We start from the raw sequence: 14,502 nt of genomic DNA, 5'->3' as shown, positions 1-14,502 counted from the left end.
GATGCCGCAGGTGATTTTTCTGCCCCACGAGAAGTTCTGTCCCGAAGGTATGGTCGTGGAGTGTGAGCCCGGAATTTCCATCCTCGAGCTGGCCCATGAGCACCATATCGAGATGGAAAGTGCTTGTGGTGGCGTCTGTGCGTGCACTACGTGCCATTGCATTATTCGCGAGGGCTTCGATTCGCTGGAAGAAGCGGATGAGTTGGAGGAAGATTTCCTCGATAAGGCCTGGGGCCTTGAAGCTCAATCGCGTCTGGGCTGCCAAGCCATTGTCGGCACCGAAGACCTGACCGTCGAAATCCCGAAATATTCGCTTAACCATGCGGCCGAAGCGCCGCACTGATGGTGACACTGTCATGAGCTATGGTTGGAATGATGTACAACGCATCGCAGAAGAACTGGCCGAAGCCAAGCCAGACGTGGATCCGCTGAAGGTCAATTTCGTCGATCTGCAGCACTGGATCATGGAGCTTCCCGGTTTCGACAGCACCTCTGGCCGTTGTGGCGAGAAGGTCTTGGAAGCGGTCCAGGCGCTCTGGATCGAAGAAATCGACTGATCGACCTGGCAGGTTAGGCAATACCCCTGAACCCGCGTATAATTCGCGGGTTTAATTTTTCGCAAATTACCGTTTCTGGAGTTACACCATGGCTGTTCAACGTACTTTCTCCATCATCAAGCCTGACGCCGTTGCTAAAAACGTGATCGGCAAGATCGTTACCCGCTTCGAAGACGCTGGCCTGCGCGTTGTAGCTTCGAAAATGAAGCAACTGTCCAAAGCCGAAGCCGAAGGCTTCTACGCTGAGCACAGCGAGCGCGGTTTCTTCGGTGAGCTGGTTGCTTTCATGACTTCCGGTCCGGTTGTCGTTCAGGTGCTGGAAGGCGAAAACGCTATCGCTCGCAACCGTGAGCTGATGGGCGCTACCAACCCTAAAGAAGCCGCTGCCGGCACCATCCGTGCTGACTTCGCCGAGTCCATCGACGCCAACGCCGTTCACGGTTCGGACTCCGAAGCCGCTGCTGCTCGCGAAATCGCTTACTTTTTCGCTGCTACTGAAGTAACCGCTCGCTAAGCATTGGCTTGAGAGTGAAGGTGAATCCATGACTACATCGACTGTTAAAACCAATCTGCTGGGGCTGACCCAGCCGGAAATGGAGAAATTCTTCGACTCGATCGGGGAGAAGCGTTTCCGTGCCGGTCAGGTGATGAAATGGATTCACCACTTTGGCGTCGACGACTTCGACGCCATGACGAATGTCGGCAAGGCCCTGCGCGAAAAGCTCAAGGCTGTTGCCGAGATTCGCGGCCCCGAAGTGGTCAGCCAGGACATTTCCAGCGACGGCACCCGTAAGTGGGTGGTGCGCGTGGCGTCCGGCAGCTGCGTCGAGACCGTCTACATTCCCCAGGGCAAACGCGGCACCTTGTGCGTTTCGTCCCAGGCAGGCTGTGCCCTGGATTGCAGTTTCTGCTCCACCGGCAAGCAAGGCTTCAATAGCAACCTCACCGCCGCCGAAGTGATCGGCCAGGTGTGGATTGCCAACAAATCCTTTGGCAGCGTCCCGGCGACCGTCGACCGTGCCATCACCAACGTGGTGATGATGGGCATGGGTGAGCCGCTGCTGAACTTCGACAACGTCGTTTCCGCCATGCACCTGATGATGGACGACCTGGGCTACGGCATCTCCAAGCGCCGCGTGACCCTGTCCACCTCCGGCGTGGTGCCGATGATCGATGAGCTGGCCAAGCACATCGACGTCTCCCTGGCGTTGTCGCTGCACGCACCCAATGACGCATTGCGTAACCAATTGGTGCCGATCAACAAGAAATATCCGCTTAAGATGCTGCTCGAGTCGTGCCAGCGCTACATGTCGTCCCTGGGCGAAAAGCGCGTGCTGACCATCGAGTACACACTGCTCAAGGATGTGAACGACAAGGTCGAACACGCGGTCGAGATGATCGAGCTGCTCAAGAACATCCCGTGCAAGATCAACCTGATCCCGTTCAACCCGTTCCCGCATTCCGGTTACGAGCGTCCGAGCAACAACGCGATTCGTCGCTTCCAGGATCAGCTGCACCACGCTGGCTTCAACGTCACCGTGCGCACCACCCGCGGCGAAGACATCGACGCCGCCTGTGGCCAATTGGTAGGACAGGTGCTGGATCGCACCCGTCGCAGCGAACGCTACATTGCCGTGCGTGAGTTGAACGCCGCGGACGATGCGGTGCAAAACGCTGCGAACAGTCACTAAGAGAGGAACTCTATGTCCCTGCGCTTCGCGCTCGTTTTGCTGTTGGCCGGCCTTTGTTCCGGTTGTGTCCTGTCGGGTGACTACAACCCGATGAGGACTAGCAAAGGGCGCGACGAGGCGCGTGTGGCCTACGTGCAACTGGGCATTGGCTACCTGCAGCAGGGCATGACCGAACGGGCCAAGGTGCCGCTCAAGAAAGCCCTGGAACTGGACGATTCCGACCCGGATGCCAACGCGGCCCTGGCCCTGGTGTTCCAGGCCGAGATGGAACCGGAGCTGGCCGACCAGCATTTTCGCAAGGCGCTGTCTGCCCGCCCGCAAGACGCACGGATCCTGAACAACTACGGCAGCTTTCTTTTCGAGCAGAAACGTTACAAGGAAGCCTACGAGCGCTTCGAGCAGGCTGCCGCCGACACCCTTTACCCTGAGCGTTCGCGGGTTTTCGAAAACCTCGGCATGACGGCCGCGCAGCTCGGCCAGCGTGACCTGGCCCGCCAGCAGCTGGAAAAAGCGCTGCGGCTCAACCGCCAACAACCGCGGGCGCTGCTGGAAATGGCTGAGTTGTCCTACGAAGACAGGCATTATGTGCCCGCGCGTGACTACTACGAGCGTTTTAGCCTGCTGAGCGAGCAAAATGCACGTAGTCTATTGCTCGGCGTTCGGCTGGCACATGTGTTTGAAGATCGCGACAAGGCTGCAAGTTACGGCCTGCAACTCAAAAGACTCTATCCCGGTACGCCGGAATATCAGCAATACCTGTCGGAGCAATGATGAAAGCGGCGCATCCCGAAGTTGTAGCAGCGACTCGCGTAAATCCTGGTGAGACCCTGCGTCAAGCCCGCGAAAGCAATGGTTGGTCGCTGGCCGAAGTGGCCCTCAAGCTCAATCTCACCGTGGCCTCCTTGGGCAATCTGGAAGCGGGCGCGTTCGACAAGCTGCCTGGGCATACCTTCGCCCGCGGCTATATCCGCGCCTATGCCAAGTTGCTCGGCATGGACCAGACCGTGCTGGTCCAGCAATTCGATCAATACACCGGGTCCGATGCCCAGGGCAGCAATGTGCACAGCCTGGGTCGCATCGAGGAGCCGGTTCGCGTTTCCCACACCATTTTGCGAATCGTCAGCCTGTTGCTGCTGATCGCGGTGATTGGTGGCGGTTTTGTCTGGTGGCAGGATCAGGCTTCCTTGCGCAACAAGGAGCCGGTCGCCATGAACACTGAGCACGTTGAGGTCGAGGGCGCCGACGGCACTACCCAGATCCATCCGCTGGACGAGCCGGAAGACCAGGCTGTCGTCGAAGGCCAGGCCGAAGGCGAAACCGCCCTGGCGTTGCCACAGGGCCAGGACGCCGCCGATGCCGAAGCGGGTGCCGAGCCGGCTGCTCCAGTCCCTGCGCCAGCTGCACCCACAGCGCCGGCTGCACCGATTGCTACCGCACCTGCCGCACCGAGCACGCCAGCGCCAACCGCGGCTGCGCCTGCGACCCACGCAGCTCCAGTCGCACCAGTTGTTCCGGCAGCTCCGGCGGCCCCGACCCCGGCTCCAGCGGCAGGTGAAGGCCAGGTACAGATTCAGTTTGTCGCCGACTGCTGGACGCAGATCACCGATGGCAACGGCAAGGTGTTGTTCAGTGGCCTCAAGCGCAAGGGCGACAGCACCTCCATCAACGGCAAGCCACCCTTTGCCGTACGCCTGGGTTATGCCCGTGGCGCGCAGGTCAGCTACAACGGCCAGCCGGTCGACATCGCTCCGTTCACCAGTGGCGAGACCGCTCGCCTGAAGTTGGGTCAATAAGTCATGCACGGCGAATCTCCAATCAAGCGTCGCGAATCCCGAAAAATCTGGGTCGGCAACGTGCCCGTGGGCGGCGATGCGCCTATCGCTGTGCAGAGCATGACCAACAGCGACACCAATGACGTGGCCGCCACGGTCGCCCAGATCAACCGCCTGGAAGCTGCCGGTGTCGACATCGTGCGGGTATCGGTGCCTGACATGGACGCCGCCGAGGCGTTCGGCAAGATCAAGCAACTGGTCAAGGTGCCCTTGGTGGCCGACATCCACTTCGACTACCGCATCGCCCTGCGTGTTGCCGAGCTGGGTGTGGATTGCCTGCGCATCAACCCGGGCAACATCGGTCGCGAAGACCGTGTCCGTGCCGTGGTGGATGCCGCCCGCGACCGGGGCATTCCGATCCGCATCGGCGTGAACGCCGGTTCCCTGGAAAAAGACCTGCAAAAGAAATACGGCGAACCGACCCCGGCAGCACTGGTGGAGTCGGCCCTGCGCCACGTCGAGCACCTCGAACGCCTGAATTTCCAGGACTTCAAGGTCAGCGTGAAGGCGTCCGACGTGTTCATGGCCGTCGAAGCCTACCGCCTGCTGGCCAAGGAAATCGTCCAGCCGCTGCATCTGGGCATCACCGAAGCCGGTGGGTTGCGTTCGGGCACGGTGAAATCCGCCGTCGGCCTCGGTATGCTGCTCGCCGAAGGGATTGGCGATACCATCCGCATCTCGTTGGCGGCTGACCCGGTCGAGGAAGTTAAAGTCGGCTACGACATTCTCAAGTCCCTGCACCTGCGTTCCCGTGGCATCAACTTCATCGCCTGCCCGAGCTGCTCGCGGCAGAACTTCGATGTGGTCAAGACCATGAACGAGCTGGAAGGGCGCCTTGAAGACCTGCTGGTGCCGTTGGATGTCGCGGTGATTGGTTGCGTGGTCAACGGGCCGGGCGAAGCCAAGGAGGCCCACATCGGCCTGACTGGCGGTACACCGAACCTGATTTACATCGACGGCAAGCCGTCGCAGAAACTGACGAATGACAATCTGGTGGATGAGCTGGAACGGCTGATTCGCCAGAAAGCGGCCGAAAAGGTCGAAGCCGACGCAGCGGTCATCGCGCGCGGTTAAGTCGAAAGATTAAGGAATACACGTGAGCAAGTCCCTGCAAGCCATTCGTGGCATGAACGACATCCTGCCCGAGCAGACGCCCCTGTGGCGCTATTTCGAGGGCACCGTGGCGCGTTTGCTGGATAACTACGGCTATCGGCAGATCCGCATGCCGATCGTCGAGTTCACCGAGCTGTTCAAGCGCTCCATCGGTGAAGTGACCGACATCGTCGAAAAAGAGATGTACACCTTCGACGACCGCAACGGCGACTCCCTGACCCTGCGCCCCGAAGGCACGGCGGCCTGCGTGCGTGCGGTGCTCGAGCACGGCATCACCGGCGGCGGCCAGGTGCAGAAGCTCTGGTACGTCGGCCCGATGTTCCGTCACGAGCGTCCGCAGAAAGGCCGTTATCGCCAGTTCCACCAGATTGGCCTGGAGGTGTTCAACCTCGAGGGTCCGGACATCGACGCCGAGCTGATCGTCATGACCTGGCGCCTATGGGGCGAGCTGGGGCTTCGCGATGCGGTCAAGCTTGAGCTCAACAGCCTGGGCACCAGCGAGTCCCGTGGCCGCTACCGTGAAGCGTTGGTGGAGTTTCTTTCCGCCCACCTGGACAAGCTCGACGAAGACAGCCAGCGCCGTCTGAAGACCAACCCGCTGCGTGTGCTCGACACCAAGAATGCCGAGACCCAAGCGGTCCTGGTCGACGCGCCGAAAATGGCCGACTACCTCGACGACGAATCCCGTGCCCACTTCGAAGGGCTGAAGGCGCGCCTCGACGCCGTGGGCATCCCTTACGTGATCAACCCCAAGTTGGTCCGTGGCCTGGACTACTACAGCAAGACCGTCTTCGAGTGGGTCACCGACAAACTCGGCGCCCAGGGCACCGTGTGTGCCGGCGGCCGCTACGACGGGCTGGTTGAGCAGATGGGCGGCAAGCCGACCCCGGGCGTGGGCTTTGCCATGGGCATCGAGCGCCTGGTGCTGATGCTTGAAGCCTTGGACAAGGTTCCCGAAGAGCTGTCCCGTCAGGTCGACGTCTACCTGTGCGCCTTTGGCGAGGCCGCCGAGCTGGCAGCCCTGTCGTTGAGCGAGCGGATCCGCGACCAGTTGCCCAACCTGCGCCTGCAGATCAACGCCGGCGCCGGCAGCTTCAAGAGCCAATTCAAGAAGGCCGACAAGAGCGGTGCGCTGTATGCACTGATCCTCGGTGACGACGAACTGGCCCAACAAGTGGTAGGTTTCAAACCCCTGCGTGGCCAGGGCGAACAACAAAGCATTGCCTGGGATGCGCTTGCTGCACACCTGGCCACCTGCGTCGTGCAGGGTTGAAGCTGTCAAACAGCCGATTTAGCGATTAAGGAGTATTGGGGTGTCGAGTACCGAAGATGAACAGCTGGCGGATTTGAAGGACTGGTGGACGCGCAACGGCAAGCCGCTGGTCACTGGCGGCCTGTTGGCGCTGGTCATCGTGTTCGGCTGGCAGGCCTACCAGAAATACCAGAGCAACCAGTCGCAAGGCGCCTCGGTGCTCTACCAGCAATTGCTGGAAACCACCCTGACCCCGGACGGCAAGCCTGACGCTGCCCGCGTGGCGGACCTGGCCGGCAAGCTGGACAAGGAATTCGGCGGCACTGCCTACGCCCAATACGGTCGCCTGTTCGTGGCCAAGGTGGCGGTGGACAGCGGCAAGCTGGACGACGCGGTCACCGAACTCAAGGGTATCGTCGACAAACCGGCCAACCCGACCCTGGGCGAAGTGGCGCGTCAGCGCCTGGCGCAGGTGCTGGCGGCACAGAACAAGGCCGAAGACGCCTTGAAGCTGCTCGACGGTGATGCCGACAAGGCGTTCCTGGCGACCCGCGAAGAACTCAAGGGCGACCTGCTGGTACAGCTGGGCCGTGCTGATGAGGCCCATGCGGCCTACCAAAAAGCCAAGGCTGCGCTGTCGGATGAAGCCGCAGTCGGTGGCCTGCAAATCAAGCTGGACGACCTGGCCAAAGGGGATGCGTGACGTGATCCGTTGGAAACATGCAGCATTGCTGGCTCTGGCCATTCTGGCCGCGGGTTGCAGCAGCAACAGCAAGAAAGAACTGCCTCCGGCCGAACTGACCGACTTCAAAGAAGAAGTCGTGCTGCAGAAGCAGTGGAGCCGTTCCATCGGCGATGGCCAGGGCGAAACCTACAACATGCTGGTGCCGGCCATTGACGGCGACACCATCTATGCAGGTGATGTCACGGGCGTGGTGATGGCGATGGACCGCACCAACGGTGACGTCAAATGGAAGAAAGATCTTGAGCTGCCTGTTTCCGGCGCCGTTGGCGTGGGTTACGGCCTGGTCATGATCGGCACGCTCAAGGGCGAGATCGTCGCCCTGGACGCGAGCAGCGGTGAAGAGAAGTGGCGCGCCCGCGTGACCAGTGAAGTGCTCGCACCGCCGGCCACCAACGGTGACGTGGTGGTGGTCCAGACCCAGGACGACCGTCTGATCGGCCTGGATGCTGCTACCGGCAACCAACGCTGGTTGTACGACAGCACCCCGGCGGTACTGACCCTGCGCGGCACCAGTGCGCCAGTCGTGACCAACCGCCTGGCGGTGGCTGGTTTGTCGACCGGTAAAGTGGTGGCCCTGGATATTTCCAACGGCGTTCCGGTCTGGGAACAGCGCGTAGCGATCCCGCAAGGTCGTTCGGAGCTGGAGCGTGTGGTCGACATCGACGGCGGCTTGCTGCTGTCCGGCGGCACGCTGTACGTCGCCAGCTACCAGGGCCGCGTTGCAGCATTGGACCTGGAAAGCGGTCGTCCGCTGTGGCAGCGCGATGCGTCCAGCTACGCCGGTGTCGCCCAGGGTTTTGGCAGCGTCTACGTGAGCCTGTCCTCGGGCACCGTCGAAGGCGTTGACGAGCGTTCCACCACTGCATTGTGGAGCAACGACTCCCTGGCCCGTCGTCAACTGTCGGCCCCGGAAGTGTTCTCCAGCTACGTTGCAGTGGGTGACCTGGAAGGTTACCTGCACCTGCTCAGCCAGGTGGACGGTCGTTTCGTCGGCCGTGAGCGCATCGACAGCGACGGCCTGCGCGCCCGTCCGCTGGTGGTGGGCAACATGATCTATGTGTATGGCAACAGCGGCAAACTGGAAGCCCTGACCATCAAGTAAGACTATGCTTGGGGCTAATCCCCCAAGCGGCCTTGTTCACAAGGTTTGCAGGGCTTGCACAGACTGCCCCGAGCACCAGCCGCTGCCTCGCAGCGGCTTTTGTATTTTCTGAAATAACGAAGTGGAGAGCCGCATGGTTCCCGTAATCGCCCTGGTGGGCCGACCGAACGTCGGCAAGTCCACCTTGTTCAACCGCCTGACCAGGACTCGCGACGCCATTGTCGGCGACTTGTCCGGTCTGACCCGTGATCGCCAATACGGTGAGGCCAAGTGGCAAGGGCGTACCTATATTCTGGTCGACACCGGCGGCATCTCCGGTGATGAACACGGCATGGACGAAAAAATGGCCGAGCAGTCGTTGCTCGCCATTGAAGAAGCCGATGTGGTGCTGTTCCTGGTAGACGCCAAGGCCGGTTTTACCGCCGCCGACCAGATGATCGCCGAGCATTTGCGCAAGCGTAACAAGCGTTCCTACGTGGTCGCCAACAAGGTCGACAACATCGACCCGGACATGGCCCGCGCCGAATTCGCACCGTTGGGCATGGGCCAGGCGATCCCGATCGCCGGCGCCCACGGTCGTGGCATCACCCAGATGCTGGAAATCGCTCTGGAGAGTTTCCCGAAAGACGACGTGGAAGAGCCGGAAGAGGGCGAGGAAGAGATCGTTGCCGAAGGCGAGGAAGCCAAGCGCATTCCGGGCCCGAGCGAGAAAGACGGGATCAAGATCGCCATCATCGGCCGCCCGAACGTGGGCAAGTCGACGCTGGTCAACCGCATGCTCGGCGAAGACCGGGTCATCGTCTACGACCAACCCGGCACCACCCGCGACAGCATCTACATTCCCTTCGAGCGTAACGAAGAGAAGTACACGCTGATCGACACCGCCGGTGTGCGCAAGCGCGGCAAGATCCACGAAGAAGTTGAAAAGTTCTCCGTGGTCAAGACCCTGCAGGCGATCAAAGACGCCAACGTGGTGATCTTCGTGATGGACGCCCGCGAAGGCGTGGTCGATCACGACCTGAACCTGCTGGGCTTCGCCCTGGAAGCCGGTCGTGCGCTGGTCATCGCGATCAACAAGTGGGACGGCATGACGCCGAGCGAACGGGATTTCGTGAAGATCGAATTGCAGCGTCGCCTGTTCTTCGTCGACTTCGCCGACATTCACTTCATCTCGGCCTTGCACGGCACGGGCGTGGGCAACCTCTACGCTTCGGTGCAGAACTCGTTCAAGTCGGCGGTGACCCGCTGGCCGACCAACCGCCTCACCCAGATCCTCGAAGATGCGGTAGGCGAGCACGCGCCACCGATGGTCAACAACCGTCGGATCAAGCTGCGCTATGCCCACTTGGGCGGTGCCAACCCGCCGATTATCGTGATCCACGGTAACCAGATCGAGAAGGTGCCCAAGTCGTACGTTCGTTACCTGGAAAACACCTACCGTCGCGTCCTGAAGCTGGTCGGCACGCCGATCCGCATCGAGTTCAAGGGCGGCGAGAACCCGTACGAAGGCAACAAGAACACGCTCACCGACCGCCAGGTCAACAAGAAGCGCCGCTTGATGTCGCACCACAAGAAGGCCGACAAGAAGCGCCGCGACAAGAAGTAAAAGCAGCTGCAAGTTGCGAGCTGCAAGCTACAAGTTCCGGCGCACCGGCTTGTAGCTTGGAGCTTGCTGCTTGCAGCTTTTTTTTGGGCTATCCTCGAGCTCTCCCGCGCCGTACCAGAGCCGGGTGCAGAGCAGGGACCCTTCATGATCACCAGCAAGTTGCCGAATGTCGGCATCACGATTTTCACCCAGATGTCCCAGCTCGCCGCGCAGACGGGCGCACTGAACCTGTCCCAGGGATTTCCCGATTTCGATGGCCCGCAAGCTCTGCGCGATGCGGTCGGCCGGCACATTGCCCAAGGCCATAACCAGTACTCACCGATGACCGGTCTGCCGGCGCTGCGCCAGCAAATCGCGGCGAAGATCGCCCGCAGCTATGGCGCCAGTGTCGATGCCGATCAGGAAGTCACCGTGACCCCTGGCGCGACCCAGGCGATTTTCTGTGCCATCGCGGCGGTGGTCCACAGCGGCGACGAAGTGATCGTCTTCGACCCCAGCTACGACAGTTACGAGCCTGCCGTGCAATTGGCCGGCGGGCATTGCGTGCATGTGCCATTGGGCCTGGATGATTTCGCCATCGACTTCGAGAAGCTCGGCGAAGCCCTGAGCCCGCGTACGCGCATGATCATCCTCAACTCGCCGCACAACCCCAGCGGCGCCCTGATCAGCCGCGCCGAACTGGATCAATTGGCGACGCTGATTCGCGACCGTGACATCTACCTGGTCAGCGACGAGGTCTACGAACACCTGGTGTTCGACGGCGTCGCCCACGCCAGTGTCCTGGCCCATGATGAGCTGTACCGCCGCGCCTTCGTGGTCAGTTCGTTCGGCAAGACCTACCACGTCACCGGCTGGAAAACCGGCTACGTGGTGGCGCCAGCGGCCCTGACAGCGGAGCTGCGCAAGGTGCACCAGTACGTCAGCTTCTGCGGCGTGACGCCGTTGCAGTACGCCTTGGCCGACTATATGGCCGAACATCCGGAACACGTCGATGAACTGCCGGACTTCTACCAGGCCAAGCGCGACCTGTTCTGCGATCTGCTGGCCCCGTCGCGGTTCAACTTCAAGCGCGTGACCGGTACTTATTTCCAGTTGGTGGACTATTCGCAGATTCGCCCCGACCTGAATGACGTCGACATGGCGGTGTGGATGACCCGCGAGCATGGCGTGGCGACGATTCCGATCTCGGTGTTCTACCAGCACCAACCACAAGGCCAGCGCCTGGTGCGCCTATGCTTTGCCAAACGCGAGGAGACGCTGCGCGAAGCGGCGCAAAAGCTATGCGTGATTTGAGTACATTGCCGGACCTCGACATTGCCCTGGTCCAGACCACCCTGGCCTGGCACGACCGCCCGGCCAACCTGGAACATTTCGAAGCGCTGCTTGAGCAGGCGCGCGGGGCTGACCTGATCATCCTGCCGGAGATGTTCACCACGGGATTCTCCATGGAATCCGAGGCCCTGGCGGAGCCGGAGAACGGCCCGACGCGCCAATGGCTCAAGGCCCACGCTGCGAAGCTGGACGCAGTGATTACCGGCAGTGTGATCATCCAGGCCGCTGACGGTAGCCATCGCAATCGCCTGCTCTGGGCGCGGCCGGATGGAGAAGTGCTGCATTACGACAAGCGCCATCTGTTTCGCATGGCGGGGGAGCACAACCACTACACCCCGGGTGAGCGACAGGTGCTGTTCGAACTCAAGGGCTGGCGGATTCGTCCGCTGATTTGCTACGACCTGCGCTTCCCGGTCTGGAGCCGCGATTCCGAGGACACTGACCTGCTGCTGTACACCGCCAACTGGCCCGGGGCGCGGCGTCTGCACTGGAATCGGCTGTTGCCGGCCCGGGCGATCGAGAACCTGTGCTACGTGGCGGCGGTAAACCGTGTTGGTACCGACGGCAAGGGCTTTGCCTACACCGGTGACAGCCAGGTGCTGGATTTCCAGGGCGAGAGCTTGCTCAGCGCCGGCGAGGCGGATGGTGTGTTCAAGGTGTGCTTGAACGCAGCGGACCTGGCGGCGTATCGCACGCGGTTTCCGGCGAACCTGGATGCCGACTCGTTCGAATTCATCTAACTGAAACGTTTCAACCCTTTAGAAAAATCCGGGGGTGCCGATAACCGGTCAGCCAAGGAGGATTCCCTATGACCAGTATCAGCGCTTCCACCCTCAACCCTTATCTGCAATCGTCCCCTAAAATCTCGACCAAGGGGGCTGCCGAAGAGACAGCAACCAGTCCTGCGGTAGTATCGATTGGTGACAGCGACGATAAAGCACCTGCCACCGGCGGCGCGCAAAGTGCCAGCGGCAGCGGCAGTGCCGGCGCCCCTAACCAACAGGTCATCGAACAGCTGAAGAAGCAGATCGAGCAGACCGAGAAGCTGTTGGCCCAACAGCAAGCCCAATTGGCCCGGGTCGAGAACAGTAAGGCCAATGAAGAGCAAAAGGCCCAGCAGGCCATGGCCCTCCAGGCCCAGATCATGGGCACCCAGGCGACTTTGATGAGCCTGCGCGGGTCGCTGTTGCAAGCTATGACCGTTTCGATCGATACCCATGCCTGATATTTTGCTTGCCTGACAGGTCGCTATCCAAATGTGGGAGCGAGCTTGCTCGCGATGAGGCCCACCAGGCCACACAAAACCATCAGCCAAACAAAAAGGCCCCAGGGTTCTCACCCCGGGGCCTTTTTACATTTCAGCCGAACGATCAGGCCGCTTTGGCTTCCGGCTGGCTCAGCGAACGGTTCAGTGCACTGAACAGCGCCTTGAAGCTGGCAGTGGTGATGTTTTCATCGATGCCCACGCCGTGCACCGCACGCTCGCCGTTGACCCGCAGTTCGATGTACGCCGCCGCCTTGGCATTGGTGCCGGCGCCGATGGCGTGTTCGTTGTAGTCCATGATCTCTACTGGAATTGGCAGGCCGGCCACCAGCGCTTCCAGCGCGCCGTTGCCCTTGCCGCGCCAGTGCAGGTTGGTCTCGCCCTGGCCCTTGCTCGCCACTTCCACTTCCACGGCGCTGTTGCCGTTTTCTTCCTGCAGGCGATGGCTGACCAGCGCGTACGGGGTGTTGGCTTGCAGGTATTCACGCTGCAGCAGGGCGTGGATCTGCTGGGCAGTCATTTCCAGGCCCAGGCGATCGGTTTCGCGCTGTACCACCTGGCTGAACTCGATCTGCATGCGACGCGGCAGGCTGATGCCGTATTCCTGTTCCAGCAGGTAGGCGATGCCGCCCTTGCCCGACTGGCTGTTGACGCGAATCACCGCCTCGTAGCTGCGGCCGATGTCGGCCGGGTCGATCGGCAGGTATGGCACTTCCCACAGACCGTCCGATTTCTGCTGGGCGAAGCCCTTGCGGATGGCGTCCTGGTGCGAGCCGGAGAACGCGGTGTGGACCAGGTCGCCAACGTACGGATGACGCGGGTGCACCGGGATCTGGTTGCATTCCTCGACCACTTTGCGCACGCCGTCGATGTCGGAGAAGTCCAGCCCGGGGTTGATGCCCTGGGTGTACAGGTTCAGCGCCACGGTCACCAGGTCGACGTTACCGGTGCGTTCGCCGTTGCCGAACAGGCAGCCTTCGACACGGTCGGCGCCGGCCATCAGGCCCAGCTCGGTAGCGGCTACGCCGGTGCCACGGTCGTTGTGGGTGTGCAGGCTGATGAGCACGCTGTCACGACGGGTGATGTTGCGGTGGAACCACTCGATCTGGTCGGCGTAGATGTTCGGCGTGGCGACTTCCACGGTCGCGGGCAGGTTGAGGATCACCTTGCGCTCTGGCGTCGGGTTCCAGACTTCGATCACCGCGTCGCAGACTTCCTTGGCGAATTCCAGCTCAGTGGCGCTGAAAGTCTCTGGCGAATACTCGAACTGCCACTGGGTTTCCGGCTGCTGCGCGGCGTATTTGACGAACAGCTTGGCCGCGTTCACCGCGATTTCCTTCACGCCTTCCTTGTCCTGGTTGAACACGATGCGGCGGAACGACGGGCAGGTGGCGTTGTACAGGTGGACGATGGCCTTTTTCGCACCGCGCAGGGATTCGAACGTACGGGCGATCAGGTCTTCACGGGCCTGGGTCAGCACCTGGATGGTGGTGTCGTCCGGGATGTGGCCTTCTTCGATGAGGGTACGCACGAAGTCGAAATCGGTCTGCGAAGCGGCTGGGAACGATGCTTCGATTTCCTTCACGCCCACCGCGACGAGGGTTTTCCAGAAGCGCAGTTTCTTGACCGCGTCCATCGGCTCGATCAGCGACTGGTTGCCGTCACGCAGGTCGGAGCTGCACCAGATCGGCGCGGCGGTGATGGTCTTCGACGGCCAGGTGCGGTCCGGCAGGTTGATGGTCGGGAAGGCACGGTATTTGGAAGACGGGTCTTTGAGCATGCTCATGGGGAAATCCTTATTGTCGTGGCCGGAAAAAGGCGGCCTGCCGGTGGTTCGATGGGGGTGGCTTCACAGCCGGGACGAGGTGCCGCGATTCAGCCCGGCAGTCGTGCGCTGACGAGGCACAGGCTGCGGTGCTGGCGAAGCTGAATGAGGGTGTGAGAGGTTTTCATGTCTTCAACCCTAACCGCGTGAGGAGAGGATCGCAAGCAGTCGGAAAAAATTGAG

At 61.3% G+C, this 14,502-nt stretch carries 15 protein-coding genes; 14 read left to right on the top strand and 1 reads right to left on the bottom strand.

Annotated features, from left to right (window positions below; translation table 11 throughout):
• The first annotated feature begins 1 nt into the window (after nt 1).
• From fdx to ASC85_RS04430, 14 genes are all read left to right on the top strand, one after another.
• A complete protein-coding gene (fdx, locus tag ASC85_RS04495; protein WP_046063912.1) occupies nt 2–343 on the top strand; it encodes an ISC system 2Fe-2S type ferredoxin in 342 nt (113 codons plus the stop codon).
• 13 nt (nt 344–356) lie between these two features.
• Nucleotides 357–557, top strand: coding sequence for a Fe-S cluster assembly protein IscX (iscX, locus tag ASC85_RS04490; protein ID WP_003198004.1), 201 nt, complete (start codon nt 357–359; stop codon nt 555–557).
• 88 nt (nt 558–645) lie between these two features.
• Nucleotides 646–1,071, top strand: a complete 426-nt coding sequence (ndk, locus tag ASC85_RS04485; RefSeq protein WP_003185145.1) for a nucleoside-diphosphate kinase — start codon at nt 646–648, stop codon at nt 1,069–1,071.
• 28 nt (nt 1,072–1,099) lie between these two features.
• Complete coding sequence (gene rlmN / locus ASC85_RS04480; RefSeq protein WP_003198007.1) at nt 1,100–2,248, top strand: 23S rRNA (adenine(2503)-C(2))-methyltransferase RlmN; 1,149 nt, start codon at nt 1,100–1,102, stop codon at nt 2,246–2,248.
• A gap of 12 nt (nt 2,249–2,260) precedes the next feature.
• The gene (gene pilW, locus ASC85_RS04475) at nt 2,261–3,019 is read left to right on the top strand and encodes a type IV pilus biogenesis/stability protein PilW (protein ID WP_003198009.1); all 759 of its coding nucleotides are present in this window, start codon (nt 2,261–2,263) and stop codon (nt 3,017–3,019) included.
• Complete coding sequence (locus tag ASC85_RS04470; protein WP_057448421.1) at nt 3,019–4,041, top strand: RodZ domain-containing protein; 1,023 nt, start codon at nt 3,019–3,021, stop codon at nt 4,039–4,041. The genes pilW and ASC85_RS04470 overlap by 1 nt, the downstream gene beginning before the upstream one ends.
• 3 nt (nt 4,042–4,044) lie before the next feature.
• A complete protein-coding gene (gene ispG / locus ASC85_RS04465; RefSeq protein WP_003185136.1) occupies nt 4,045–5,154 on the top strand; it encodes a flavodoxin-dependent (E)-4-hydroxy-3-methylbut-2-enyl-diphosphate synthase in 1,110 nt (369 codons plus the stop codon).
• Between the two features lie 22 nt (nt 5,155–5,176).
• Entirely contained in the window at nt 5,177–6,466 is a 1,290-nt protein-coding gene (hisS, locus tag ASC85_RS04460) for a histidine--tRNA ligase (protein ID WP_014336698.1), read from the top strand.
• A 40-nt stretch (nt 6,467–6,506) separates the two neighbouring features.
• The gene (locus ASC85_RS04455) at nt 6,507–7,148 is read left to right on the top strand and encodes a YfgM family protein (protein ID WP_057448420.1); all 642 of its coding nucleotides are present in this window, start codon (nt 6,507–6,509) and stop codon (nt 7,146–7,148) included.
• Nucleotides 7,141–8,292: an outer membrane protein assembly factor BamB gene (gene bamB, locus ASC85_RS04450; protein WP_003198019.1), complete on the top strand. Its 1,152-nt coding sequence runs from the start codon at nt 7,141–7,143 to the stop codon at nt 8,290–8,292. Before ASC85_RS04455 ends, bamB begins: the two co-directional genes overlap by 8 nt.
• A 133-nt stretch (nt 8,293–8,425) precedes the next feature.
• Entirely contained in the window at nt 8,426–9,898 is a 1,473-nt protein-coding gene (gene der / locus ASC85_RS04445; RefSeq protein WP_057448419.1) for a ribosome biogenesis GTPase Der, read from the top strand.
• Nucleotides 9,899–10,042: 144 nt separating this feature from the next.
• Entirely contained in the window at nt 10,043–11,191 is a 1,149-nt protein-coding gene (locus ASC85_RS04440) for a pyridoxal phosphate-dependent aminotransferase (protein ID WP_057448418.1), read from the top strand.
• A complete protein-coding gene (locus ASC85_RS04435) occupies nt 11,179–11,970 on the top strand; it encodes an amidohydrolase (RefSeq protein WP_057448417.1) in 792 nt (263 codons plus the stop codon). The genes ASC85_RS04440 and ASC85_RS04435 overlap by 13 nt, the downstream gene beginning before the upstream one ends.
• Nucleotides 11,971–12,038: 68 nt before the next feature.
• Nucleotides 12,039–12,455 carry a hypothetical protein gene (locus ASC85_RS04430; RefSeq protein ID WP_057448416.1) on the top strand — a complete coding sequence of 139 codons (417 nt, stop codon included), beginning with the start codon at nt 12,039–12,041 and terminating at the stop codon, nt 12,453–12,455.
• 145 nt (nt 12,456–12,600) lie between these two features.
• Here ASC85_RS04430 and leuA read toward each other — a convergent pair whose 3' ends face one another.
• Nucleotides 12,601–14,280 carry a 2-isopropylmalate synthase gene (gene leuA, locus ASC85_RS04425; RefSeq protein ID WP_024616419.1) on the bottom strand — a complete coding sequence of 560 codons (1,680 nt, stop codon included), beginning with the start codon at nt 14,278–14,280 and terminating at the stop codon, nt 12,601–12,603.
• Nucleotides 14,281–14,502 lie beyond the last annotated feature (222 nt).

The sequence above is a fragment of the Pseudomonas sp. Root401 genome, assembly GCF_001425105.1.
Taxonomy (GTDB): Bacteria; Pseudomonadota; Gammaproteobacteria; order Pseudomonadales; family Pseudomonadaceae; genus Aquipseudomonas; species Aquipseudomonas brassicacearum.
The sequence above is the reverse complement of the archived record's forward strand: the minus strand, read 5'-3'. Positions and strand labels throughout refer to the sequence as shown.

Coding starts and splice junctions, on each gene's coding strand:
- ispG (WP_003185136.1), top strand. CDS start 4,045: ATGCACGGCGAATCTCCAATCAAGCGTCGCGAATCCCGAAAAATCTGG.
- fdx (WP_046063912.1), top strand. CDS start 2: ATGCCGCAGGTGATTTTTCTGCCCCACGAGAAGTTCTGTCCCGAAGGT.
- ASC85_RS04440 (WP_057448418.1), top strand. CDS start 10,043: ATGATCACCAGCAAGTTGCCGAATGTCGGCATCACGATTTTCACCCAG.
- bamB (WP_003198019.1), top strand. CDS start 7,141: ATGCGTGACGTGATCCGTTGGAAACATGCAGCATTGCTGGCTCTGGCC.
- der (WP_057448419.1), top strand. CDS start 8,426: ATGGTTCCCGTAATCGCCCTGGTGGGCCGACCGAACGTCGGCAAGTCC.
- pilW (WP_003198009.1), top strand. CDS start 2,261: ATGTCCCTGCGCTTCGCGCTCGTTTTGCTGTTGGCCGGCCTTTGTTCC.
- leuA (WP_024616419.1), bottom strand. CDS start 14,280: ATGAGCATGCTCAAAGACCCGTCTTCCAAATACCGTGCCTTCCCGACC.
- iscX (WP_003198004.1), top strand. CDS start 357: ATGAGCTATGGTTGGAATGATGTACAACGCATCGCAGAAGAACTGGCC.
- ndk (WP_003185145.1), top strand. CDS start 646: ATGGCTGTTCAACGTACTTTCTCCATCATCAAGCCTGACGCCGTTGCT.
- ASC85_RS04435 (WP_057448417.1), top strand. CDS start 11,179: ATGCGTGATTTGAGTACATTGCCGGACCTCGACATTGCCCTGGTCCAG.
- ASC85_RS04470 (WP_057448421.1), top strand. CDS start 3,019: ATGAAAGCGGCGCATCCCGAAGTTGTAGCAGCGACTCGCGTAAATCCT.
- rlmN (WP_003198007.1), top strand. CDS start 1,100: ATGACTACATCGACTGTTAAAACCAATCTGCTGGGGCTGACCCAGCCG.
- ASC85_RS04430 (WP_057448416.1), top strand. CDS start 12,039: ATGACCAGTATCAGCGCTTCCACCCTCAACCCTTATCTGCAATCGTCC.